The sequence below is a fragment of the Clostridium sp. AF27-2AA genome (genome assembly GCF_003478505.1).
In the GTDB taxonomy this organism is placed as follows: Bacteria; Bacillota; Clostridia; order Lachnospirales; family Lachnospiraceae; genus Brotaphodocola.
This window is the reverse complement of record NZ_QUFI01000010.1, coordinates 62554-86697: the sequence shown is the minus strand read 5'-3', so window position 1 is coordinate 86697 and position 24144 is coordinate 62554. Positions and strand designations below refer to the sequence as shown.

Sequence of the window (24144 nt, the reverse complement as noted above, 5' to 3'; positions counted from 1 at the left end):
GCAAATAAAACAAATGAAAACCATGCAGAAACCACGAAGGTGAACAAAATGCACAAACGACATTGACATTATTGATGCGAAATTGTAAAATTAAAACATCGAAAATAAAAATTTGGACAACGTGATCCATAAAATAAGGAGGAACAAAGTATGAAGAAAAGAAATCTTGCAGTCTCACTGACACTCGCGGCAGCTATGGCGCTGACCACAGCCTGCTCCGGCGGTTCACAGAGCAGCAGCACCCCGGAAACCACTGCAGCACAGAAGGATGCAGCAGCCGATACTTCTGCAGCAGCAGAGGGCGGCAGCAGTGATCTGGATACTTCCAACCCGATCACCATTGCAGTCGCAGCACCGATGACTGGAGATAACTCTGAGTATGGTATCGGCTTCGCAAACGCAGCAAAGCTTATGGCCCAGAAGTGGAACGATAACGGCGGATGCCTTGGCAGAGAGGTTCAGATCGTAGAGTACGACGATAAGAACACCTCAGAGGAAGCAACCACCATCGCACAGAAGATCGTATCTGACAAAGATAACATCGCAGGTGTGATCGGACATTTCGCTTCCGGCGTATGTATGACAGCAGCTCCGATCTATCAGGAGAACGGCGTGATCGAAATTTCCCCGTCCTCTTCCCATCCGGATTATTCCTCTATCGGTGATTATATTTTCAGAAACAACACCGTTATTTCTAAAGAGGGTGGTGCGAGTGTTGACATTGCAGTGAATGACCTTGGAAAGAAAAATATTGGTATCATTTCCATTATGACTGACTGGGGAACCAATACCTCCAAGATCATCACCGACATCATTGATGGTATGAGTGATAAGGGTGTTAAGGTTGTAGCTCACGAGGAAGTTATGGAGGGTTCTGATGACTACTCCGCAGCAATCGCAAAGCTGAACGAAGCTGGCGCAGAGGCAGTTATCTGCTGTGGTATGTACAACCTGGTAGCACCGGTTGCAAAGCAGTACAAGCAGGTTAACCCGGATGTTACTATCATTGCATTCTCCAACGCTTACAGCCAGCAGCTTCTTGAGCTGGGCGGAAGCGCAGTAAACGGCGTATGCTTCCCGGTTATCTTCTTCGCAGATTCCGATGATCCTGAGATCCAGGCATATGTAAAACAGTACACCGATGTTTACGGCAGCGCACCGTCTGCACTGACCTCTCAGGCATACGATTCCGTAGGTATGCTGCTTACCGCAATCGAGGATGCAGGAACTACCGAGTCTGACAAAGTAAAAGACGCACTTTACAATGTTGATTATCCGGGTGTTACCGGTCAGACCAAGTTTGACTCCAACGGTGATGTAGATAAGGAATTCGTAAAAGTAACCATCGAAGATGGCAAATTCGTAAAAATGAAATAAACGAAAGCGACAATTCATGTAAGTACATCTAAGGGAGCCGGAAAGCGTGCTTTCCGGCTCCCGGTATCTTTGAAAGGAGCCACAATGCTTGCTCAACAGGTTTTTAATGGTTTAGCCCTGGGAATGGGATATGCGTTAATAGCAGTCGGCTATTCGCTCGTATTCGGAATCCTTCGACTGGTCAATTTCTCACATGGTTCCATTTACGCGTTCGGCGCGGAAATTGCAATGGTATTCATTGTCAGCATGAAATTCGGCATTGTACCAGGGATTCTTTTAAGTATGTTAGTAACTGGTGCGTTGGGCATCATGATTGATAAGATCGCACTGGAACCTCTTCGTAAAAAAGGCTCACCGCCTATCGCATCTCTGATTACCACTATCGGTATTTCCAACATTATCACAAATCTCCTGATTGTTTTTATCGGTTCAGAAAAAAGAAACTTCCCGAACATTTTTGGTTACGGCATGATCAAGCTTGGCAAAGTTTCCATTACTCTGACCCAGGTTATGATGTGTGTGGTTTCTGTTGTTCTGATGCTGATTCTGGTATTTATCGTATTCAAAACCAAGATTGGTCTGGCTATGAGAGCCAGTCAGCAGAATGCAAAAGCAGCAAAGATGATGGGAATCGATGTAAACTTTGTTATCAGCTTTACATTCTTCCTCGCAGGTGTATCTGCAACTCTTGCAGGTGCTCTGGTTGGCGGTTATTATGAGATTGTTTACCCGAATATGGGATTTATGGCCGGCTTAAAGGCATTCGCGGCTGCAGTTCTTGGAGGTATCGGAAGCCTGCCGGGTGCAATCCTTGGCGGTCTGATCATCGGTGTTTCTGAGTGTATGGCAGTTACCTTCTTTGGTTCTACCTACCGCGACTCTGTAGCATTTATCATTTTGATCCTGGTGCTGATCATTCGTCCGAACGGTCTGTTCGGTAAGAAGGGTATCACTAAGGTATAAGACACAGTGACGAAACTTGGAGGATAGAGATGAAAAAAGATAATAAAACAATGCTTTCTTCGTTTGAACAGTTTACTTCGAAGAATGCAAAGATCCTTTGGGGAGTTCTGGCTGTCATTCTTATTGCGCTGCCGTTTGTGGTAAAGAACCAGTATTTTCTGACTGTTGTTGCGAAAATCGGATGCTATGCCATCCTGGGACTTGGATTGAATATCCTGACTGGATATACCGGCCTGGTTTCTCTGGGACATGCAGGCTTTGTTGCAATCGGTGCTTATACGGCCTCTCTTCTGGCTGTAACGTTGGGCTGGTCATTCTTCCCGGCTATGCTGGCAGGTATGCTGCTGGCCGCAGTGATCGGTGTATTAGTCGGACTGCCTACCTTACGTGTAACCGGAACGTACCTTTCTATTATCACCCTGGGATTTGGTGAGATCGTCAAGATGGTTCTGATGAACTGGCAGAGTGTAACGAATGGTACACTTGGTGTTAAAAATATCCCGAAGCCGCAGATTTTCGGTATTAAGCTTACGGTGGCAAACAATGGTATGTATTTCCTGATTCTGATCATGATCGTGCTGATCTCCCTGTTCTGTAAGGCACTGATCCAGTCTAAGACCGGAAGAGCGCTCAGAGCGATCAAGACAGATGAAATGGCCAGCACCATGATGGGAATCAATATCACAAAATACAAGATCCTGGCATTTGTTGTTTCTGCCATGATCTGTGCACTGGGCGGAGCATTGTATTCTTCCCTGATCGGTTACATCGATCCGAATACATTTAACTTTGATGTTTCAACCCTGATTTTAAGTATCGTTATTTTAGGCGGCATGGGAACTCTCAGAGGCATGTACGTAGGAGCAATCGTTCTGGTTGCTTTCCCGGAGGTTTCCAGAAGCCTTATGAAATACCGCTTCGTTCTTTATGGTGTTATCTTAGTCCTGATGATGCGTTTCCGTCCGGAAGGATTGCTGGGCTGGAAATCTTCCTTACCTTATAAATTATCCAAAAAGGTTCAGGCGAAGATAAACGGAGAAGAGGCAAACGCGTAAAAGAACGAGTTGGTAACGGATGGAGGCACAATGGCTAGAGAAGATTTGTTATTAGAGGTCAATGGAATAACGAAACGATTCGGCGGCATTGTTGCGGTGGAAAATGTAAGCTTCAAGGTTCACGAGGGTGAAGTCATCAGTATTATCGGACCGAACGGAGCAGGAAAAACGACCGTATTCAACATGCTGACCGGAGTTTATAAAGTTGATGAGGGCACGATCAAATTCAAGGGTGAGGAAATCCAGAGCATTAACCCGAGAGATATTGTAAAAAAAGGTATTTCCAGAACATTCCAGAACATTCGCCTTTTCTCGGATATGAGAGTAATCGAAAATGTACTGGTAGGTGCACATATCAAAACAAAGTACGACCTGGCTTCTTCCATTTTCAGAACAAAGAAATTCAGAGAAGAGGAAGATGCAATTACCTATGATGCGCTGAAGGTTCTGAAGGAAGTAGGGCTTTACGACAGAAAAGATGATTATGCATCGAACCTGCCTTATGGTGATCAGAGAAAGCTGGAAATCGCCCGTGCGATCGCTACCGGCGCAAAGCTGATCTTGTTAGATGAGCCGGCAGCAGGCATGAACCCGCAGGAGTCCCACGAATTGATGGAATTCATTAGACTTTTGAAAAAGCAGGGTTACACTGTTCTTATGATCGAGCATGATATGAGTGTAGTTATGAATATTTCAGACCGTATTTATGTAATTGACCATGGAAAACCGATCGCGGAAGGACTTCCGGAAGAGATCGCAAAGAATCAGAAGGTTATCGACGTATATCTGGGAGGTTCGAATAATGCTGCTAAAAATTGAGGATCTGCACACCAACTACGGCGCGATCCACGCCTTAAAGGGAATCAGCCTGGAAGTAAATGAGGGAGAGATCGTCTGCCTGATCGGCAGTAACGGCGCCGGAAAAACAACGCTTGTAAATTCTATCGTCGGCATCGTAAAATCGAGCAGCGGTACGATTACATTTGATGGAAAAGATATTACGCATGTACCTGCACATGCAATGACAAAAGAAGGAATCGGTATTTCTCCAGAGGGACGTGAGGTGTTCCCAGAGCTTACCGTAGAAGAAAACCTGCGTATTGGTGCATTTGTTGTAAAAGACGAGAACAAGATTAAAGAATCCTACGAAAGGGTTTATGAATTATTCCCGCGTCTGAAAGAACGTATCACGCAGCAGGCCGGTACCTTATCTGGTGGTGAGCAGCAGATGCTGGCTGTAGGACGGGCGCTGATGTCAAACCCGAAGATGATCCTGTTAGACGAGCCGTCCCTTGGACTTGCTCCGAACTTTGTAGAGATGATCTTCGGCATGATCGAAAAGATCAACAAACAGGGGGTTACGGTTCTTCTGATCGAACAGAACGCAAATATGGCGCTTCAGGTTTCGCAGAGAGCCTATGTATTGGAGAATGGTCTCGTAAGTATGTCTGGCAAAGCCAGTGACATTGCAAACAATCCGATGGTAAAGAAAGCTTATCTCGGTATGGCATAAAACTATGAAAGGATGTATGTTATGAAAAAGATTATCAACAATCCGACTGATGTAGTAAGTGAGGCACTGATGGGAATGCAGGCAGCTTATCCGGATAAGCTGGTTTACACTCCGAAGATGGAGGTCATCAGCAGAAAAGAGAAAAAGACGGATAAGGTGGCAGTGATCTCCGGAGGCGGAGCAGGCCATGAGCCGCTGCACGCAGGCTTTGTAGGAAAAGGTATGCTGGATGCAGCAATTTCCGGAAATGTATTCTCTTCTCCGAGCCCGGACCGTATCGGCAGTGCCATTGAGCAGGTTTCCTGCGGAAAAGGCGTACTGATGGTAATCAAAAACTACTCCGGTGATATTATGAACTTTGGCCTTTCTGCAGATCTTGCAGAGATGGACGATATTGAGGTTGCCCAGGTTATCGTAAAGGATGACGTTGCAGTTCCGGACAGAGAAGAGGGAACAGGCAGAAGAGGTATCGCAGGAACCGTCTTTGTACATAAGATCGCAGGTGCAAAGGCAGAGCAGGGGGCAAGCCTCGCAGAGGTAAAGGCAGCAGCAGAAAAGGCAGTCCGCAATATCCGTACCATGGGTGTTGCCATGACACCGTGCATTCTTCCGGCAGTTGGAAAGCCTGGTTTTCAGATCGCAGACGACGAGATCGAGATCGGCATGGGAATCCATGGTGAGCAGGGCGTTGAGACTACCAAGATCAAGAGCGCAAAGGAAATCGCAGAGATTCTGGTAGGACGCATTCTGGATGATTATGATTATTCCGGCAGCGAAGTTGCAGTTCTGGTAAATGGCCTTGGCGGTACCCCGTTAATGGAGCTTTACATCCTGAATCTGGAGGTACAGAAGATCCTGGAGGAAAAGGGCATTAAGGCATACCGCACTTTTGTAGGAAACTACTGCACTTCGATCGACATGACCGGTGCTTCTGTTACCCTGATGAAGCTGGATGATGAATTAAAAGAACTGCTGGATGCTCCGTGTGACACCCCGGCACTGAAAATCTGAAGGAGGGAATAAACGATGAGCTTTACTTTAACCGCAAAGGATTACGCAGAATATATCAAGCTGGCCTATGAGCTGATCCATTCCAAAGGTGACTATATCACAGAGCTGGACAGTGTGACCGGTGATGGTGATCACTGGACCAACATCAATATGGGCTTTGAGAATCTTGTAAAAAATGTTGATCGTCTGGAAACCATGGAGCTTTCTGATGAGTTCAAAGAGATCGGTAAGATTATGATGTCTGTAATCGGCGGATCTTCAGGCGTATTATACGGAAGTGCTTACATTGCTGCAGCAAAGGCGTTAAAGGGAATTGAGGTTCTTCATGATGCAGAGCTGTGCACTGTATTGAAGGCAATGCTGGATGCCATCGTAGCGAGAGGTCAGGCAAAGGAAGGCTACAAGACCATGATCGATTCCCTGGCACCTGCAGTTAAGAAGTATGAAGAGTGCCTGGCAAACGGAACCCCGTCTGCAGAGTTATGTGATCTGGTTAAGAAGGCTGCAGAGGACGGCGCAGAGAATACCAAGAACATGGAAGCAATCAGAGGACGTGCAAGCTATCAGGCAAACCGTGGCCTTGGACATCTGGATCCGGGTGCTGTTACCATGTCTTACCAGATCGCTACCCTGATGGATTACGCAGCAGGAAAAATTACCGAATAATAAAAGTAAGGAGTCGCAGTATATATGAGCGAGAATAGAAGGCAGCTTCTGAAAGATGCCATGGACAATAAAGAGACATACCGGATCCCGATGGGATTCTGGCATCACTTTGTACTTGGAAAGGATCAGTTCCAGGGACTGGAGCGTCCGGAGCTTCTGGACAAGATCGTAGAAGGCCACAAACGCTATTTTGAGACCATTGAGCCGGATATGATGAAGCTTATGAATGAGGGCTTTATGGGATATCCGCCGGTTATGAACAACAACCTGGAGACCGCGGAGGATCTTCTTGCCATCAAGAGCATCGGCCCGGATCATCCGTGGATCACGGAGCAGGTAAAGCATGTGCGCCGCCTGGTAGACCTGTTTGGTGATAAGGTCATGACATTCTACAATGTGTTTGCGCCGCTGCAGGTCATCCGTATCCGTCTGGACTTTTATGACCTGAAATATGACCGCTTTGTATATCTTGCAGAGCATTTCCCGGAGGAGCTTCACAAGGCCGGCATGGAGATCCAGAAAGATATCACGACCCTGGTATCTAAGCTTCTGACAGAAACAAAGCTGGATGGTATTTACTACTGTGTCCAGAATATTCAGAGCAAGATGTATGACCGGGAGACCTATGACCGCCTGATCCGCCCGACGGAAATTGGCGTGCTGGAGACCGCAAATAAGCTGAGTGATTACAATATTCTTCATATCTGCGGATACGCGCATCACAAAAACAACTTAAGCTGGTATCAGGATTACGAGGCTAAGGCTTACAACTGGGCAACCTTTACAGAGGGCGTTACCATTGAGGAAGGCCGCAGGCTGTTCCCGGGCAAGTGCGTTCTGGGCGGCTTTGATAATAACCCACAGACCCTGATCGACAGCGGAAGCGAAGAGGAAGTCTGCAAGTTTGTAGACCAGCTTATTAAGGAAAACGGACACCGCGGTTACATCATGGGCGCTGACTGTTCCATTCCGAATAACATCAATGACGGAAGAATCCACTGGATTTCCAGACAGGTGAAAGAGAAGGAGAATTGTATGAAAGACGATAGAAAAGCGGTAATTGACGCATTTTTAAATAACGAGACCGAGGAGAGAGTACCGGCTGCCTTCTGGCATCATTTCGTATCTTTCCATAACCACTACAGCGGAGCAGATCCGGAAATCTACAACACCGTAGTTGCTGAGCAGAAAAAGTATATCGACGAAGTAAAACCGGATTTTTTAAAGATCATGTCCGATGGTTTCTTCGGTCATCCGTCTGTATGCCGCAAGACCATCACTTCTGTTGAGGATCTGGATAAGGTAGAGTCCGTTGGACCGGATCATCCGTGGATCACCAAGCAGGTTGAGTATGTAAAAGAGATCTGCGAGCATGCCGGTGATGATGTATACAAATACTACAACATCTTCTCCCCGCTTCAGTATATCAGACTTCGTTTCGAGGAGTACGATGAGGATTTCAAGAAATTCGTAAGACTGTTCCATGAGAGCCCGGAGGTTATGGAGAAGGCTGCAAGATGCATCGCTGAGGATACCAAGATTCTGGTTAAGAAGCTGTTTGAGGAGACTTCCATCGACGGCATTTACTACAGCGTACAGTGCGTACAGGATAAGATGCTGACCCACGCAGGCCACAAGAAGCTGGTAGAGCCGCTGGATCTGGATGTATTAAATTACATCAATGAGTTTTCTAATAAGACCATCCTTCATATCTGCGGATATGGAAAATATACCAACAACTTAAGCTGGTATAAGGATTACCCGGTAGCAGCTTACAACTGGGCTGTATATTCTGAGAACATTACCCTTGGCGAAGGCAAAAAGATTCTTGGCGATAAGCCGGTAATCGGTGGCTTCGACAACGCAGCGGGAAGCATTCTCTACACCGGAACCGAGGAAGAGTTAAGAGCTGAGATTAAGAAGATCCTCGACGAGGCAGGCACAAAGGGCGTTGCAATCGGCGCTGACTGTACCATTTCTTCTGACATTGCTCCGGAGAGATTAGAGCTGATCCGCAAGATCGCGGCTGAGTATACAAAATAACAGGATGAGATCCATGGAAAGGTCCGGGAAAGCCGCGCAGGTGGTTTCCCGGACCTTTCTGCATAATGGGGTGCGTTTTTATGAAGTTTAAGGGTGAGTTAAAAACAGAATTCGATGATTTCGCGCGAGCCATCTCGGATGTCCTGGAAACCGATGTCATCATCACGGATGCGGATATGAACGTGGTCGGAAGCGCGTTCCAGTATTTCTCTCTGTATCAGGATATTAAGATCGGTTCGCTGATTGCGGAGGTATTTTACGCCAATAAGGATGTGCTACTGGAGCATAAGCGGGATAAGGAAAGCTGTAGGCAGTGCCCGGAGTATCATAACTGCAAGATGGAGTCCTTTGTGGGTGTGCCGATCCGACTGGATCACCGGACCATAGGCGTGATTGCCCTGATTCTGCCGAAGGACCGGGGCAAAGCCCTGTTTAAAAAGATTTCGTCCACGGTTACCTTCATGCACAGCATGGCCGATCTGATTGCCTCTAAGATTACGGACAGTCAGTATTCCAGGATTATAGAAGAGAAGAATGATGAATTAAAGGGAATCCTGGATGCCAATGACACGGCGCTGATTTACACTGATTTTTATGGAAATATTCTGTTTGCCAATGAGTCCTTCCGGAAGCTGTTCTGGATCACAGAGCCGCTTCTGGGAAAACGGATCCAGGAACTGTTTCCATATGAGTCGGTCCAGGAGACGTTTCGCGCACAGGAGCGGAAGAGCAGGATGATGAAAGCCGCCATTGAGTGGAATCATTTTTACGGCATCATCAACATCAAGCCAATCTATGAGCAGGAACATGGCGTCTCCATGCTGTTTACCTTCCGCAAATACAGCGAGATCCAGAAGGAATCCGTGCAGTTTACGAACGGAAGCTATATTACCTTCGATTTCCTGGAGGATATCTGCGATATGGAGCTGCTAAAAAGGGCCAGAACCTATGCCAGAGAGAACCGCAACATCATTCTGGTGAATACCGATGATGCGGAGATCAATGAGCTGGTGGCAAAGGCGATTCACAACGAATCCAGCCGGAAGCTGAAGGATATTCTGATCATGCACAGCTCCAGCATTTACCAGGACTATCTGTGTGAGTATCTGTTTGGGGCAGATGGTTTGCTGCAAAACATCCATGACGGAACCATCATCATCAATTATCCGGAGCGGATGCAGATTTACTATCAGAAACGGCTGGCAGAAGTGATTGAGAACCGGAAAAAGCAGAGGGATCTGGAGCCGGTGCGGATCATTTTCTGTACGGATCAGAATCTGGAGGAGCGCTGTCAGGCGGGAGTGTTCAGCCAGAGACTGTATGAGATCATGAAGGATCAGAGCCTGAAACCGGTCCACACGGTCCATACCGACCGGGAACTGTTTCTGCGCTACGCGGAAAACATGCTGGATTATTACTGCCGCATTTACAAAAAAATCAGACTTGCGGTGGAGATACCGCCCTCAGATTATGAGAGGCTGATGGCTATGGAGATCAATGAGCTGAATATCCAGCTGGAAATGGCTGTGCTGCATGACGGATATGTGCGCTCTGCGTCAGAGCTTCCAAACATTTCCTCAAAAGAATATGAGCTGAAAAAAATCCGGGAGCTTCTGGATGCGGGAAGGACCCAGAAGGAGATCTGCAGCAGGCTTTCTATTTCCCGAAGTACCTTAAACCGCCGGATTGCGGAATTGAGAAAATAATGGTTTTCCGTTGCCTTTTCTGTGGGTGAATGGTATGATGGATGCATATCGAAAATAGGGCAATCGGTGCCGGGGTTTGTGGATGCAGACTCAGGGTAAAAGGGAAGCAGGTGGAAGACCTGCGCGATCTCGTCACTGTAAGCAGGGAGCACTGGATTATGCGCATGCCTGAGGGGCATGGCAGCCACTGGTTTTTGGAGACCGGGAAGGCAATCTTATGTGTGGGGAGCTGCGAGCCAGGAAACCTGCCGGTTGTTGGTACAGGAGCATTCCAGACCACGAGGACTTGGTCGTGCCGTATGATCTTTATAAAGATTTTCTCAGGCTTTTTCATGTCCATTATTCGTGGTATGTCCCGGTATTCCAAAATCGATTGTGTCAGTAAGGGTGGCTTTGTACCATACCATTTTAGAGGAGGATGTATCATGAAAAAGAGAACACTGACAGCATTATTTGCAGTGACCGCGCTTTCTGCTGCGATGATGGCAGGCTGTGCGGGAAAAGCAGAGAAGACCGAGGCAGCCACAGCAGAGGAGACAACCACTGAGGCTGCAGAGGAAACCACCGAAGCCGAGACCGAAGAGACCGAGGTGGAGGAAGAAGACGAAGAGAATTACGACACTGGAGACGCATCTATGGACAACGCAAGAAATCAGGATGAGATTGGAGATCAGGAGCTTATGGTAGTAAGCTTCGGAACCAGCTACAACGATAACCGCCGTCTTACCATTGGCGCTATCGAGAACGCAATGGAAAAGGCATTCCCGGATTACTCCGTAAGACGAGGCTTTACCAGCCAGATCATCATTGATCATGTAAAATCCAGAGATAATGTGAAGATTGATAACGTAGGCGAGGCATTAAAGCGCGCCGTTGATAACGAGGTAAAGACCCTGGTAATCCAGCCGACTCACCTGATGAATGGTCTGGAGTACACGGATCTGGTAGATGAGATAGCGCAGTATTCCGACGCATTTGATAAAGTGGCCATCGGTGAGCCGCTGTTAACCAGTGATGACGATTTTAAGGCAGTCATTAAGGCAATTACCGAGGCAACTGCAGAGTATGATGACGGCGAGACCGCAATCTGCTTTATGGGCCACGGTACCGAGGCTGACTCCAACGAAGTTTACGCAAAGATGCAGGATATGCTGGCTTCCGAGGGTTACAAGAATTACTATGTAGGTACTGTAGAGGCTACACCGAGCCTGGAAGATGTCATTGCGAAGGTTGGCGAGGGCGAGTACAAGAAGGTTGTTCTTGAGCCGCTTATGATCGTTGCAGGCGACCATGCAAACAACGATATGGCAGGCGATGAGGATGGTTCCTGGAAGACCGAGTTCGAAAAAGCCGGTTACGATGTAACCTGTCTGGTTCGCGGTCTGGGCGAGTTAGAGCCGATCCAGCAGCTCTTTGTAGAGCATGCACAGGCAGCAATCGACAGCCTGAAGTAATCAGATTTATAAAAAGGATAGAAAGAATGGGCGGCGGATGGATTCTGCCGCCTGTTTTGATAAGGATGAAAATATGAGAAGGAAAATATATGGAATTGCGGCAGCAGTATGTTTGAGCAGTGTGCTGGCAGCAGGCTGCGGTGGAAAGAATCAGGCAGAGACACTGCCTGCACAGGGCGGCGAGCCGGTGGCAGTATCGGAGGAGTCATCGGATTCAGAGACGAAGAACGATTCAAATACAGATGCGGACAACGGTGCGGAGAACAGCGAAGTAGCTGCGGAGGACGAGACTGCAGAGCATCAGAGCGTTGGGACAGAAGGCATGACACCGATGGATGGATCTGAGCTAAAGGATGGCGTGTACGAGATTCAGGTGGACTCCAGCTCCAGCATGTTTAAAATCGAGAAATGTGAACTGACCGTAAAGGACGGTGAGATGACCGCCGATATGAAGATGGGCGGCACCGGTTACTTAAAGCTTTTCATGGGAAGCGGGGAAGCGGCCGCAAAGGCTTCGGAAGATGAAATGATCCCGTTCGAGGAAGATGCAGAGGGAAGCCATCATTTTATGGTTCCGGTGGAGGCGCTGGACAAAGAACTGGACTGCGCTGCTTTCAGCAAAAAGAAGGAAAAATGGTATGACCGGGTTCTGGTGTTCCGTGCCGATTCCCTTCCGGCAGACGCGCTGACCGCTGCGGCCCAGGTGACCGCAGCGAGTCTGGGACTGGCCGACGGTACTTACACCGTAGAGGTGTCCATGGAGGGCGGTTCCGGCCGAGTGACCGTGGAATCTCCGGCAACGCTGACCGTAAAGGATCAGAAGGCTGTGGCTACGGTTGTGTGGAGCAGCCCGAACTATGATTATATGAAGGTGGGAGAGGAGAAATTTCTCCCGGTTAACCAGGGCGGCGAGACTTCTATGTTTGAGATTCCGGTGACGGTATTTGACCGGAAGATGGCAGTATCGGCTGATACTACAGCCATGAGTACGCCTCATGAGATTGAATATACTCTGCAGTTTGATTCCGCAAGCATCAAGGCAGAATGAGGACAGATATGAGAAAGTGTGGAAATAAGTGTCTGTACCGCAGGGTATTGGCTGGCGCGTTGTCAGTGCTTCTTGCGGTGGGGACTGGAGCCTGCGGCGGGAAGGCGGAGACTGGCACCGGCCAGGCGGAAGTGCTGACGCAGGGTGCGGAAGCAGGTACTGGGTCAGCAGCCCAGAGTGCGAATGGTTCTGACATTGAATTGCAGCAGGCAGGTTCCGGACAGTCCGGCAGTGCAGTGTCTGCTGCGCCAGTCTGGAACGATATGCAGCCGGAGCGCAGCATGGAGCTTTCCTATGCGAAGCAGTTTTCCGTAGATTATTATGCTGGCGGCTATGACCTGATCCAGGTGCAGGATGACAGCACATATCTTGTAGTGCCGGAGGGAGCTGCCGTGCCGGAAGGACTTCCGGCATCTATTACCGTTTTGCAGAAGCCGCTGGACCATGTGTACCTGGCGGCGACATCGGCTATGGATCTGATTGCGGCACTGGACCGGACGGACCGCATTACGCTGTCGGGCACGAAGGAATCCGGCTGGTATGTGGAAGCCGCAAAGGAGGCCATGGAAGAAGGAACCCTCGCCTATGCGGGCAAATACAGCGCGCCGGATTATGAGCAGATTCTTTCTTCGGGCTGTGACCTGGCGCTGGAATCCACCATGATCTATCATGTGCCGGATGTAAAAGCACAGTTAGAACAGTTAAAAATCCCGGTGTTTGTGGAGCGCTCCAGTTATGAGACGCATCCGCTTGGAAGAATGGAGTGGATCCGCCTTTACGGTGTGCTGTTTGATGAGGAAGAAAAGGCAGAACAGCTTTTGAAAGAGCAGGCAGAACAGCTGGATACGGTTCTGATAGAAAAGTCCACCGGGAAGACAGTAGCATTTTTCTATATCACGACCAATGGCGCAGTCAATGTGCGGAAGCCGGGTGACTATGTGGCGAAGATGATTGAACTGGCGGGCGGAAGCTATGTGCCGCAGACAGCGGACGCAGACGAGAACGCCCTTTCTACTATGAATATGCAGATGGAAGCTTTTTACGCGGAGACAAAAGACGCAGACTGCCTGATCTACAACAGCACCATAGACGGGGAACTACAGACGCTGGATGAGCTATTACAGAAAAATCCGCTTCTGGCTGATTTTAAGGCAGTGAAGAATGGCAATGTCTGGTGTACCGGAAAAAATATGTTCCAGGAAACCATGGGACTTGGAAATATGATTCTGGATATGCATGCGGTGCTTTCAGAAGATATGCTGGATGAAGCAGGACTTCATTATCTGCACCGGCTGCGGTAAGGGAAGGAGATAAACCATGAAAAATCGAAGGGCGCGCTGCCAGCTGGCGTTTTTGCTGCTACTGTTTTTGCTGGTCATTCTGGCAGCACTCAGCGTCAGCGTGGGGAGTGTTTCTCTTTCCTTTCAGGACATACAGGCAATTCTGTCCGGGGCGGACCGGGAGAGCACTGCCTTTCATATTCTGTGGGATATCCGACTTCCGCGCCTTCTTGCGGCGGCACTGCTTGGCGGAGCTCTTTCCGCATCTGGTTTTCTGCTTCAGACCTTTTTTGCAAATCCCATTGCGGGACCGTTTGTGCTGGGCATTTCTTCCGGGGCCAAGCTGGTGGTGGCTCTGGTCATGATCCTGTTTCTGGGGAAAGGTCTCTTTATGGGCTCCGCGGCCATGATTCTGGCGGCCTTTGCCGGATCTATGATTTCCATGGGCTTTGTGCTGGTGATCGCAAGGCGGGTGCGGCAGATGTCCGTGCTGGTGGTATGCGGTGTCATGATCAGCTATATCTGTTCCGCGATTACGGATTTTGTGGTGACCTTTGCGGATGATTCCAACATTGTAAATCTGCACAACTGGTCCATGGGAAGCTTTTCCGGCACGACCTGGGACCAGGTGCGGGTGATGACGGCGGTGGTGATTCCTGTGTTTGTGCTGTCATTCTGTATGGCAAAGCCCATCAGCGCATACCAGCTCGGTGAGGAATATGCCAGAAGCCTCGGCGTGAATGTGAAACGGTTCCGGGCAGAGCTGATCCTGCTTTCCAGCATTCTGTCAGCCTGTGTGACGGCCTTTGCCGGGCCGGTATCCTTTGTTGGGATTGCAGTGCCGCAGCTCGTAAAGCGGCTCTTTGGTACGGCAAAGCCAATCGTTGTGATTCCAGGATGCTTTTTAGGAGGTGCTGTCTTCTGTCTGTTCAGTGACCTGATTGCCCGTACGATGTTCGCGCCCACGGAGCTTTCCATCAGCTCGGTGACAGCGGTATTTGGAGCGCCGGTGGTGATCTGGATGATGATACGCAGGAAGGGAGCGCAGAGGTGAAAAAACAAAGTTATCTAAGTACAGAAAATCTTGCGGCGGGCTACGATGGGAAAGCCTGGATCCGGGAAATCAGCATTCATGCTTCTCGCGGAGAAATCGTGACCCTGATCGGTCCCAATGGAGCGGGAAAATCCACAATTTTAAAAAGCATTGCCGGACAGTTAAAGCCGGTGGGCGGCGTGGTCAGCCTGGATGGACGGCCAAGGGAGCAGTGGCCGGAAACGGAGATTGCCCGCCGGATGGCGGTGATGATGACAGAGCGGACACAGCCGGAGCTTATGACCTGCTTCGATGTGGCAGCCATGGGCCGTTATCCCCACACGGGGCGTTTCGGAACCTTGTCGGAAGCAGACCGGAAGGTGGTGTGGCATGCCCTGGACATGGTACACGCAAAAGAACTGGCGGACCGGGATTTTTCCCGGATCAGCGATGGACAAAGACAGCGGATTTTACTGGCACGGGCCATCTGCCAGCAGCCGCAGATCATTCTTCTGGATGAGCCGACCTCATTTCTGGACATCCGCCATAAGATGGAGCTACTGACTATTTTAAAGACGCTGGTGCGTGAAAAGCAGGTGGCGGTGCTGATGTCTATGCATGAACTGGATCTGGCCCAGAAGGTGTCGGATTACATTGTATGCGTGGGGGAAAATAAAATCTGGAAGTGCGGGACGCCGGAGGAAATTTTTACGGAAACGTGCATGGAGGAGCTGTTTGGAATTCCGGGCGGAAGCTACTGTGCGGAGTACGGATCAGTGGAACTTCCGGCAGCTGCCGGGACGCCGGAGGTCTTTGTGATTGGCGGAAACGGAAGTGGAATCCCGGTTTACCGGCAGCTGCAGCGCCAGGGCATTCCTTTCGCAGCAGGAGTACTCCATGAGAATGATCTGGACTATCCGGTGGCGAAGGCACTGGCGGTGCAGGTTGTTTCAGAACAGCCGTATGAAGTGATACGGGAGGAAACGTATGAGGAGGCACTTCGGGTGATGAAGGTGTGTGGAAAGGTGATCTTATGCGTGCAGGAGTTTGGAAGCGGGAACAGGAAAAACAAGGAATTGGCGCAGTGGGCAGAGCAAAATAGAATGTTGGTGAGTCCGGCGGTAAATGGCTGGGAATGATGAGAAAATGTGTGCCATAGCCGCTCTTTTGTAATAAGAATTCCAGTTTTGCGCTAAGTTTGCGAAAAAAGGGTAGACAGAAACACTTTAGTATGCTACCATGGTAACGTGTTCGCGGAACGTGTACAAGGAAAGCGTCATGGCGAAATGAGTATTGTTCGTGAGGAGGAATATTATGAGAAAGAGAATGTTAAGCGCAGCAATGGCAGGTATGATGGTCGTATCCATGACCGCATGCGGAGGCAGCAAACCGGCAGAGACCACCGCAGCAGCAACTGAGGCAGAGACTTCCGCTGAAGAGAGCACTGCAGAGGAAACCACCGCAGAGGCAGCAGATGAGGCTGGCGAGCTGGGCGGTACCTTTACCGTAGGTTTTGACCAGGATTTTCCGCCGATGGGTTTTGTTGGCGATGATGGTGAGTACACCGGCTTCGACCTGGAGCTGGCAAAGGAAGTTGCTGACAGACTGGGCCTTGAGTTTGTTCCGCAGCCGATCGCATGGGACGCAAAGGATATGGAATTAAGCTCCGGCACCATCGACTGCATCTGGAATGGTTTCACCATGAACGGACGTGAAGATGCGTACACCTGGAGTGAGCCATATATGGACAACAGCCAGGTATTCGTTGTAGCAGCAGACTCCGGCATCAGCTCTCTGGCTGATCTGGCTGGCAAGGTTGTTGAGGTTCAGACCGATTCTTCCGCAGAGGCAGCGTTAAAGGACAACGCAGAGTTAAGCGCAACCTTCGGAACCCTGCAGACTACCCCAGATTACAACACCGCATTCATGGATCTGGAGATGGGCAGTGTAGATGCCATCGCAATGGATGTCATCGTAGCCGGTTATCAGATCGAGCAGAGAGGCGAGTCTGACAAGTACGTGATCCTGGATGAGACCCTTTCTTCCGAGGAGTACGGCATTGGCTTTAAGAAGGGCAACGAAGAGTTAAGAGATAAAGTTCAGGGCGCACTGGACGAGATGGCAGCAGACGGCACCATGGCAGAGATTTCTGAGAAATGGTTTGGCCGTGATGTAACTACCATCGGAAAATAAAGTTTACATGAATCAGAAGACGAAGGAGCAGAAGTTATGCAGATTAATACCATGATATCACAATTAGCGGGAGGAATGCTGGTCAGCACAGAGATTTTTGTGGTGACACTGGCCTTTTCCCTGCCCCTTGGTCTTCTGATCGCCTTCGGCAGAATGTCGAAGAATAAGGTTTTGCAGGCAATTGTGAAAACTTACATTTCCATCATGCGCGGCACTCCACTGATGCTGCAGCTGATGGTCGTTTATTTTGGACCGTATTATCTGTTTGGCATTAAGATTAAGAGCAATAATTACCGACTGATCGCGGCGATGATCGGCTTTGTCATCAACTACGCGGCGTACTTCGCGGAGATTTACCGCAGCGGCATCCAGTCCATGCCGGCCGGTCAGTATGAGGCAGCAAAGCTTCTGGGCTACAGCCGCAGCCAGACATTTTTCCGTATCATCCTGCCCCAGGTAATCAAGCGGATCCTGCCGTCTGTGACCAACGAGGTCATTACCCTGGTCAAGGATACATCCCTGGCATTTACCATCAGCGTTCTGGAGATGTTCTCCATCGCGAAAGCGCTGGCATCTTCCCAGACTAGCATGATCCCGTTTGTGGCAGCCGGATTATTCTACTACATCTTTAACCTTGTGGTGGCGGTTGTCATGGAGTGGATTGAGAAGAAACTGTCCTATTATGAATAAAACCGGAGGAATATCATGAACTTACTGGAAATGAATCATGTGAAAAAATCATTTGGAGACCTTAAGGTCATTCAGGATATTTCTCTGCATGTAGGAGAGGGCGAGATCGTCTCCATCATCGGACCGTCCGGCTCCGGTAAATCTACGCTGCTGCGCTGTGCTACCATGCTGGAAACCATGGACAGCGGCGAGCTCATTTACCTGGGAGAGAAGGCCGCATGGAACGATGAAAAGGGCAATGCAGTTTACGCATCGAAGGCAGAGTTAAAGAAGATCCAGCAGAATTATGGCCTGGTGTTTCAGAACTTTAACCTGTTTCCGCACTACTCGGTGCTCCGCAATGTGATGGACGCGCCGGTGGCTGTGCAGAAGCGGGATAAGGAAGAGGTACGCAAGGTGGCGATGGAGCTTCTGGAGAAGATGGGCCTGGCCGACAAGGCAGATGCTTATCCGTGCCAGCTGTCCGGCGGACAGTGCCAGCGTGTTGCCATTGCCCGCGCCCTGGCATTAAATCCGAAGATCCTGTTCTTCGATGAACCGACCTCCGCACTGGATCCAGAGCTGACCGGTGAGGTACTTAAGGTCATCAAATCTCTGGCGGACCTGCATATCGCCATGGTGATCGTAACCCATGAGATGGCCTTCGCGAGAGATATCTCCGACCGCGTGATCTTTGTGGCGGATGGAGTCATTGTTGAGGAAGGAACCCCGGCACAGGTATTCGCGTCCGAGAATGAGCGGACGAAGAATTTCCTGGGACGCTACGGAGATATGTTAAAATAATTGTTATTGTAAGAGTAGGGCCCGGAAAGCCATTTTGACAGCTTTCCGGGCCTGTTGTATTTACTGTGGGAACTTGATATAATGGGGCAGAAGTGAGAAAAATTGTCTGCTAGAAAGAGGGGACGGCTATGCTGTATACATATCCGCATTATTATAAAAAATTCCGGTGTATTGCTTCGGAGTGTGAGGATACCTGCTGCGCGGGGTGGGCGATCACGATCGATCCGAAGTCTTTGGAAAAGTACCGTCATGCGAAAGGCGGGATGAAAGCGCGTTTAAAGAAGTCGGTGGACTGGAAACAGAAGTGTTTCAAGCAGAAGGAGCACCGCTGCGCTTTTCTGAATGAGGAAAACCTTTGCGACCTTTATACGGGTATGGGACCGGACAGTCTGTGCTGGACCTGTAAGACGTATCCGCGCCATATCGAGGTGTTTGATGGTGTGCGGGAAGTGTCACTGTGTCTGTCCTGTATTGAGGCGGCACGGATCATTCTGGGGACAAAGGAGCCGGTGCGGTTCCTTTCCAGTGAGAACGACAAAGAAGAGAGCTGCGAGGACGAGGATTTTGATTTCTTCCTGTATACCAAGCTTGGGGAAGCGCGGGATGTGATCTTTGAGATTCTGGAAAACCGGGAATTGTCCAGTGAACTTCGCATGGCACTGTGCCTGGCTCTGGCACATGATCTGCAGCGCAGGGTGTGGAACGAGAAGCTGTATGAGGTGGATGAGCTGCTGGAGCGGTATCGGGTAGGAAATATGTGCAAGGCGGCACAGGGCGCGGATGGTATGTCTGTGAAAGATGCCGGTCAGGCTGGACATGCCGGAGCTGGAGCGACTGTGACGCGGTTCTGCCGCCGTCTGGCATCTGCTAGTCTGGAGCAGTACAGCCGCTTTGAGACGGCCAGTGAACTCTACACGGTGTTTGAGAAGATGGAGCCCCTGGATCCTGCATGGCCTGATCGCCGGGATGGTATGGACGAAATCCTTTACGGAGCCGGGAAAGAGGCATATGAGGCGAACCGCCGGGCTTTTCTTACGGCAAACGGCACACGCCTGGAGCTTCTCCGGGAACAGATCATGGTATACTTTGTGTTCGGCTACTTCTGCGGGGCTGTTTATAATGATAACCCATATGGCAAGATGAAGCTGGCTGTGGCAGCCACGATTCTGGTGGAGGAGATGCTGATGGCGGAGTGGCTGCAGGAGAAAACGCATGGAGGGCCTGCGACAGCAGCTCCGACCGGAATCAGAGGCAAAGTGGCAGCAGCGGCATTGCCGGAAACGCAGATTGTGGATCTGGTGCACTGCTTCTCCAGAGAGGTGGAACACTCGGATGAAAACCGGGGCCTTTTAGAGGATGAACTGGTGAAAAGGGAGGAGTTTTGCCTGAAAGCACTGCTTGCGGCTGCTGTTGAGTGGAAAAACCGCTAAATTCCTGCAAAAACCGTAGAAATAGCGCTTGCAAAATACGGAAATTCCTGTAAAATATAAATGATGCAAAAGACGAGGGACATGACAATGCCCCTCTTTTTTATGAAAGGTGTTAGAAAGAATGATTAGTGCAAATGGTGTTACCCTGCGTGTGGGGAAAAAAGCATTATTTGAAGATGTAAATATCAAATTTACCGAGGGAAACTGTTACGGACTCATCGGCGCGAATGGTGCCGGAAAGTCTACCTTCTTAAAAATCTTATCCGGACAGTTAGAACCGACCAACGGTGATGTTGTGATCACCCAGGGTCAGCGTCTGTCTTTCCTGCAGCAGGACCACTTTAAATACGACGAGTACACCGTACTGGATACCGTGATCATGGGCAACAAGCGCCTGTACGATGTGATGAAAGAGAAGGATGCTATCTATATGAAGCCGGATTTCTCTGATGAGGACGGAATCAAGGCAGCAGAGTTAGAGGGAGAGTTTGCAGAGATGAATGGCTGGGAGGCTGAATCTGACGCAGCTAACCTGTTAAACGGCCTGGGAGTTGATACCGAGTATCACTACAGCCTCATGAAGGATTTAACCGGTGCGTTAAAGGTCAAAGTCCTGCTGGCACAGGCACTGTTCGGAAACCCGGACATCCTGCTCCTCGACGAGCCGACCAACCATCTGGATCTGGACGCGATCGCATGGCTGGAGGAGTTCTTAATTAACTTTGAGAATACCGTTATCGTGGTATCCCATGACCGTTACTTCCTGAACAAGGTCTGCACCAACATCGCGGATATCGACTACGGCAAGATTCAGCTGTACGCTGGTAACTACGACTTCTGGTATGAGTCCAGCCAGTTAATGGTAAAACAGATGAAGGAAGCAAACCGCAAGAAAGAGGAGAAGATCAAAGAGCTGCAGGAGTTCATTCAGCGATTCTCCGCAAACGCTTCCAAGTCCAAGCAGGCTACTTCCAGAAAGCGTGCCCTGGAGAAGATCGAGTTAGATGACATCCGTCCGTCCAGCCGTAAGTATCCGTACATCGACTTCCGCCCGTTCCGCGAGATCGGAAACGAGGTTCTTACCGTTGAGAATTTATCCAAGACTATCGACGGCGAGAAGATCTTAGATGGCATCAGCTTTACCCTGACCCGTGACAACAAGGTTGCCCTGGTAGGACCGAACGAGCGCGCGAAGACCGTTCTGTTCCAGATCCTGTCTGGTCAGATGGAGCCGGATGAGGGTTCCTACAAGTGGGGCCTGACTACTACCCAGTCCTACTTCCCGAAGGACAACACCGCTGAGTTTGACAGCGATGATACCATCGTAGACTGGCTGACCCAGTATTCTCCGGAAAAGGATGTAACTTATGTACGTGGTTTCCTTGGCCGTATGCTGTTTGCAGGTGAGGATGGCGTGAAGAAGGTCCGCGTTCTTTCCGGTGGTGAGAAGGTTCGCTGCATGCTTTCCAAGCTGATGATCTCCGGCGCCAATGTGCTGATGTTAGATGAGCCGACTGACCATCTGGATATGGAGTCCATTACTGCGCTGAACAACGGTCTGATCAAATTCCCGGGTGTTCTGATCTTCTCTTCCCGTGACCATCAGATCGTACAGACCACCGCAAACCGCATCATGGAGATCGTAAATGGTAAGCTGATCGATAAGATCACTACCTACGACGAGTACCTTGAGAGCGATGAGATGGCAAGAAAACGTTTTGTATTCTCTGTTGAGGAGAAAGACGAAGACTAAAAATAGTTATAGGGCAGTCCTGAAAGAGACCCGGAGGGGATCGAAGGGGACTGCCCTTTTTCCATGGTGCGTCTGGTGGAAGCTGCGCGGTTTGCCTTGTGGGCAAAGGCGGCATCCCCGGACACATTCTGACTGACATGTCATGGAGGACTTATGAGTTTAATTACAATCGAACATCTGACAAAATCTTATACTGAGCGCCTGCTGTTTGATGATACAGCGTTCAGCATCAATGAGGGCGAGAAGGTGGGCCTCATCGGCATCAACGGTACCGGAAAGTCTACCCTTCTGAAAATTGTGGCCGGACTGGAGGAGCCAGACGATGGCTCTGTAGTGCGCCGCAGAAATCTTTACGTCCGCTATCTGCCCCAGATTCCGGTATTTACTGCCGGTGATACAGTTCTGGATGCTATTGTGCGGGACAATCAGGACGAGCCGCATTTTTCTTCCCGGGAAGAAATTGAGGCCAGTGCCAAGAATATTCTGACAAGACTTGGCATTTATGACTTTGATGAGAAGGTGGAGCATCTGTCCGGCGGCCAGAGAAAACGTGTGGCGCTGACCAGTGTGCTGCTCTCCACGGCCGACCTTCTGATCCTGGACGAGCCGACCAACCACTTAGACAGTGAAATGGCAGACTGGCTAGAGGAGTATTTAAAGAAATTCCGGGGCGCCCTGCTGATGATCACCCATGACCGGTATTTTCTGGACAGCGTGACCAACCGCATTGTGGAGCTAGACAAGGGAAAGCTCTACAGCTATCAGACCAACTATGAAGGCTTTGTCAAGTTAAAGGCAGAGCGTATCGACATGGCGGTGGCTTCCGAGCGCAAGCGCCAGACGATTCTGCGGACTGAGCTTGCCTGGATGCAGCGCGGTGCCAGGGCCCGTTCCACCAAGCAGAAGGCCCATATCCAGCGCTATGAGGCACTGCGGGATATGGATGCGCCGGAGTTTGACAAGGAAGTGGAGATGGAGTCCATCTCCAGCCGTCTGGGCCGGACTACCGTGGAGGTAAAGGATCTCTGCAAGGCCTATGGCAATAAGGTACTGTTAAAGGATTTCACCTATATCTTTTTAAAGAATGACCGGGTCGGCATCATCGGGCCGAACGGAAGCGGAAAGTCCACCCTCATGAAGATGATCGCCGGATGGGTTCAGCCGGATTCCGGAACCATCGAGATCGGACAGACGGTCAAGATCGGCTATTTCTCCCAGGAGAATGAGGCCATGGATGAGAATCTGAAGGTCATCGACTACATCCGCAACGTGGCAGAGTATGTGCAGACGAAGGATGGAAGCATCAGCGCGTCCCAGATGCTGGAGCGTTTTCTGTTCCCGGGCAGTGTGCAGTACACCACCATCAGCCGTCTTTCCGGAGGTGAGAAGCGGCGTCTGTATCTGCTGCGCATTCTGATGGATGCTCCGAATGTACTGCTTTTGGATGAGCCGACCAATGATCTGGATATTCGCACTCTGACCATTCTGGAGGATTATCTGGACAACTTCCAGGGTATTGTCATTACTGTATCCCATGACCGGTATTTCCTGGACCGTATGGTGCGCCGGATCTTTGCTTTTGAGGGCGATGGAAATGTGGTGCAGTATGAGGGAGGCTTTACGGATTACCAGGCAGCTTATCTGATGAAGCATCCGGAACTGTCAGGCGGAAATGGTGCAGGCCGGGGCAGCGCTGGCGGAAATCGGAGCGGAGCCGGAAACAGCAGTGCTGGAAATGCAGGCGGAAGTGCGCAGGGAGCGGCAGGTGAGACCGGAGTCGATGAAGCATCCGGAACCGCTGCAAAGAAATCCTCCCAGGACGGCAGAGCCCACCAGAAGAAGCTGAAATTCTCCTTCAAGGAGCAGCGGGAGTGGGACACTATTGAGGATGAAATCGCCGGACTGGAAGCGGATCTGGAAGCACTGGATGGCCAGATCGCGGAGTCCGCTACCAATTACGGCAGGTTAAATCAGCTCATGACTGAGAAGGCGGAGAAGGAAGCACTTCTGGAAGAGAAAATGGACCGGTGGATGTACTTACAGGAATTAGCCGAAAAAATCGCCGCACAGTCTTAATTTTGTTATGACCGCTTAATGAAAATATAAATCCAGGGTATATCTGCCATGATTTTTTACAATGAAAGTT

General features: G+C 49.8%; 20 protein-coding genes and 1 riboswitch. All 20 genes read left to right on the top strand.

Annotated elements, in window-relative coordinates; all coding sequences use genetic code 11:
- Positions 1-150: 150 nt before the first annotated feature.
- A complete protein-coding gene (locus tag DWY84_RS07690; RefSeq protein ID WP_243024791.1) occupies positions 151-1377 on the top strand; it encodes an ABC transporter substrate-binding protein in 1227 nt (408 codons plus the stop codon).
- Positions 1378-1461: 84 nt separating this feature from the next.
- Entirely contained in the window at positions 1462-2340 is an 879-nt protein-coding gene (locus DWY84_RS07685; RefSeq protein WP_118532049.1) for a branched-chain amino acid ABC transporter permease, read from the top strand.
- 29 nt (positions 2341-2369) lie between these two features.
- Positions 2370-3395, top strand: coding sequence for a branched-chain amino acid ABC transporter permease (locus DWY84_RS07680; protein ID WP_118532047.1), 1026 nt, complete (start codon positions 2370-2372; stop codon positions 3393-3395).
- A 30-nt stretch (positions 3396-3425) separates the two neighbouring features.
- Positions 3426-4214 (top strand): ABC transporter ATP-binding protein, encoded by a 789-nt coding sequence (locus DWY84_RS07675; protein WP_118532045.1) that lies wholly within the window; start codon positions 3426-3428, stop codon positions 4212-4214.
- A complete protein-coding gene (locus tag DWY84_RS07670) occupies positions 4201-4908 on the top strand; it encodes an ABC transporter ATP-binding protein (RefSeq protein ID WP_178716411.1) in 708 nt (235 codons plus the stop codon). The genes DWY84_RS07675 and DWY84_RS07670 overlap by 14 nt, the downstream gene beginning before the upstream one ends.
- 21 nt (positions 4909-4929) lie before the next feature.
- Positions 4930-5919 (top strand): dihydroxyacetone kinase subunit DhaK, encoded by a 990-nt coding sequence (gene dhaK, locus DWY84_RS07665; protein ID WP_118532041.1) that lies wholly within the window; start codon positions 4930-4932, stop codon positions 5917-5919.
- A gap of 15 nt (positions 5920-5934) precedes the next feature.
- Entirely contained in the window at positions 5935-6585 is a 651-nt protein-coding gene (gene dhaL / locus DWY84_RS07660) for a dihydroxyacetone kinase subunit DhaL (RefSeq protein ID WP_118532039.1), read from the top strand.
- A 24-nt stretch (positions 6586-6609) separates the two neighbouring features.
- A complete protein-coding gene (locus DWY84_RS17755) occupies positions 6610-8628 on the top strand; it encodes a uroporphyrinogen decarboxylase family protein (RefSeq protein ID WP_243024790.1) in 2019 nt (672 codons plus the stop codon).
- A gap of 80 nt (positions 8629-8708) precedes the next feature.
- On the top strand, positions 8709-10334 hold the full coding sequence (locus DWY84_RS07645) for a sigma 54-interacting transcriptional regulator (RefSeq protein ID WP_178716410.1): 1626 nt from the start codon (positions 8709-8711) through the stop codon (positions 10332-10334).
- A 47-nt stretch (positions 10335-10381) separates the two neighbouring features.
- A riboswitch (cobalamin riboswitch) is annotated at positions 10382-10602 on the top strand.
- A 157-nt stretch (positions 10603-10759) separates the two neighbouring features.
- Positions 10760-11788: a sirohydrochlorin cobaltochelatase gene (locus tag DWY84_RS07640; RefSeq protein WP_118532037.1), complete on the top strand. Its 1029-nt coding sequence runs from the start codon at positions 10760-10762 to the stop codon at positions 11786-11788.
- 73 nt (positions 11789-11861) lie between these two features.
- Positions 11862-12836 carry a hypothetical protein gene (locus DWY84_RS07635; RefSeq protein ID WP_243024789.1) on the top strand — a complete coding sequence of 325 codons (975 nt, stop codon included), beginning with the start codon at positions 11862-11864 and terminating at the stop codon, positions 12834-12836.
- Positions 12837-12844: 8 nt separating this feature from the next.
- The gene (locus DWY84_RS07630) at positions 12845-14137 is read left to right on the top strand and encodes an ABC transporter substrate-binding protein (RefSeq protein ID WP_118532033.1); all 1293 of its coding nucleotides are present in this window, start codon (positions 12845-12847) and stop codon (positions 14135-14137) included.
- Positions 14138-14153: 16 nt separating this feature from the next.
- Entirely contained in the window at positions 14154-15170 is a 1017-nt protein-coding gene (locus tag DWY84_RS07625) for an iron ABC transporter permease (RefSeq protein WP_118532031.1), read from the top strand.
- Entirely contained in the window at positions 15167-16288 is a 1122-nt protein-coding gene (locus DWY84_RS07620) for an ABC transporter ATP-binding protein (protein WP_118532029.1), read from the top strand. Before DWY84_RS07625 ends, DWY84_RS07620 begins: the two co-directional genes overlap by 4 nt.
- Positions 16289-16463: 175 nt before the next feature.
- Positions 16464-17342, top strand: coding sequence for an amino acid ABC transporter substrate-binding protein (locus DWY84_RS07615; RefSeq protein WP_118532027.1), 879 nt, complete (start codon positions 16464-16466; stop codon positions 17340-17342).
- Positions 17343-17378: 36 nt separating this feature from the next.
- Complete coding sequence (locus DWY84_RS07610; protein ID WP_118532025.1) at positions 17379-18032, top strand: amino acid ABC transporter permease; 654 nt, start codon at positions 17379-17381, stop codon at positions 18030-18032.
- Between the two features lie 15 nt (positions 18033-18047).
- Positions 18048-18815, top strand: coding sequence for an amino acid ABC transporter ATP-binding protein (locus DWY84_RS07605; RefSeq protein WP_118532023.1), 768 nt, complete (start codon positions 18048-18050; stop codon positions 18813-18815).
- A gap of 128 nt (positions 18816-18943) precedes the next feature.
- A complete protein-coding gene (fliB, locus tag DWY84_RS07600) occupies positions 18944-20245 on the top strand; it encodes a flagellin lysine-N-methylase (RefSeq protein ID WP_118532021.1) in 1302 nt (433 codons plus the stop codon).
- A 121-nt stretch (positions 20246-20366) separates the two neighbouring features.
- Positions 20367-21998 carry an ATP-binding cassette domain-containing protein gene (locus tag DWY84_RS07595; RefSeq protein ID WP_118532020.1) on the top strand — a complete coding sequence of 544 codons (1632 nt, stop codon included), beginning with the start codon at positions 20367-20369 and terminating at the stop codon, positions 21996-21998.
- 153 nt (positions 21999-22151) lie between these two features.
- A complete protein-coding gene (locus tag DWY84_RS07590; RefSeq protein WP_118532018.1) occupies positions 22152-24074 on the top strand; it encodes an ABC-F family ATP-binding cassette domain-containing protein in 1923 nt (640 codons plus the stop codon).
- Positions 24075-24144 lie beyond the last annotated feature (70 nt).

Excerpts from the sequence above, each read along its gene's own strand:
- DWY84_RS07645 (WP_178716410.1), top strand. The coding sequence starts at position 8,709 with ATGAAGTTTAAGGGTGAGTTAAAAACAGAATTCGATGATTTCGCGCGA.
- DWY84_RS07685 (WP_118532049.1), top strand. The coding sequence starts at position 1,462 with ATGCTTGCTCAACAGGTTTTTAATGGTTTAGCCCTGGGAATGGGATAT.
- DWY84_RS07630 (WP_118532033.1), top strand. The coding sequence starts at position 12,845 with ATGAGAAAGTGTGGAAATAAGTGTCTGTACCGCAGGGTATTGGCTGGC.
- fliB (WP_118532021.1), top strand. The coding sequence starts at position 18,944 with ATGCTGTATACATATCCGCATTATTATAAAAAATTCCGGTGTATTGCT.
- DWY84_RS07675 (WP_118532045.1), top strand. The coding sequence starts at position 3,426 with ATGGCTAGAGAAGATTTGTTATTAGAGGTCAATGGAATAACGAAACGA.
- dhaL (WP_118532039.1), top strand. The coding sequence starts at position 5,935 with ATGAGCTTTACTTTAACCGCAAAGGATTACGCAGAATATATCAAGCTG.
- DWY84_RS07595 (WP_118532020.1), top strand. The coding sequence starts at position 20,367 with ATGATTAGTGCAAATGGTGTTACCCTGCGTGTGGGGAAAAAAGCATTA.
- DWY84_RS07590 (WP_118532018.1), top strand. The coding sequence starts at position 22,152 with ATGAGTTTAATTACAATCGAACATCTGACAAAATCTTATACTGAGCGC.
- DWY84_RS07605 (WP_118532023.1), top strand. The coding sequence starts at position 18,048 with ATGAACTTACTGGAAATGAATCATGTGAAAAAATCATTTGGAGACCTT.
- DWY84_RS07625 (WP_118532031.1), top strand. The coding sequence starts at position 14,154 with ATGAAAAATCGAAGGGCGCGCTGCCAGCTGGCGTTTTTGCTGCTACTG.
- DWY84_RS07610 (WP_118532025.1), top strand. The coding sequence starts at position 17,379 with ATGCAGATTAATACCATGATATCACAATTAGCGGGAGGAATGCTGGTC.
- DWY84_RS07615 (WP_118532027.1), top strand. The coding sequence starts at position 16,464 with ATGAGAAAGAGAATGTTAAGCGCAGCAATGGCAGGTATGATGGTCGTA.
- dhaK (WP_118532041.1), top strand. The coding sequence starts at position 4,930 with ATGAAAAAGATTATCAACAATCCGACTGATGTAGTAAGTGAGGCACTG.
- DWY84_RS07680 (WP_118532047.1), top strand. The coding sequence starts at position 2,370 with ATGAAAAAAGATAATAAAACAATGCTTTCTTCGTTTGAACAGTTTACT.
- DWY84_RS17755 (WP_243024790.1), top strand. The coding sequence starts at position 6,610 with ATGAGCGAGAATAGAAGGCAGCTTCTGAAAGATGCCATGGACAATAAA.
- DWY84_RS07640 (WP_118532037.1), top strand. The coding sequence starts at position 10,760 with ATGAAAAAGAGAACACTGACAGCATTATTTGCAGTGACCGCGCTTTCT.
- DWY84_RS07690 (WP_243024791.1), top strand. The coding sequence starts at position 151 with ATGAAGAAAAGAAATCTTGCAGTCTCACTGACACTCGCGGCAGCTATG.
- DWY84_RS07635 (WP_243024789.1), top strand. The coding sequence starts at position 11,862 with ATGAGAAGGAAAATATATGGAATTGCGGCAGCAGTATGTTTGAGCAGT.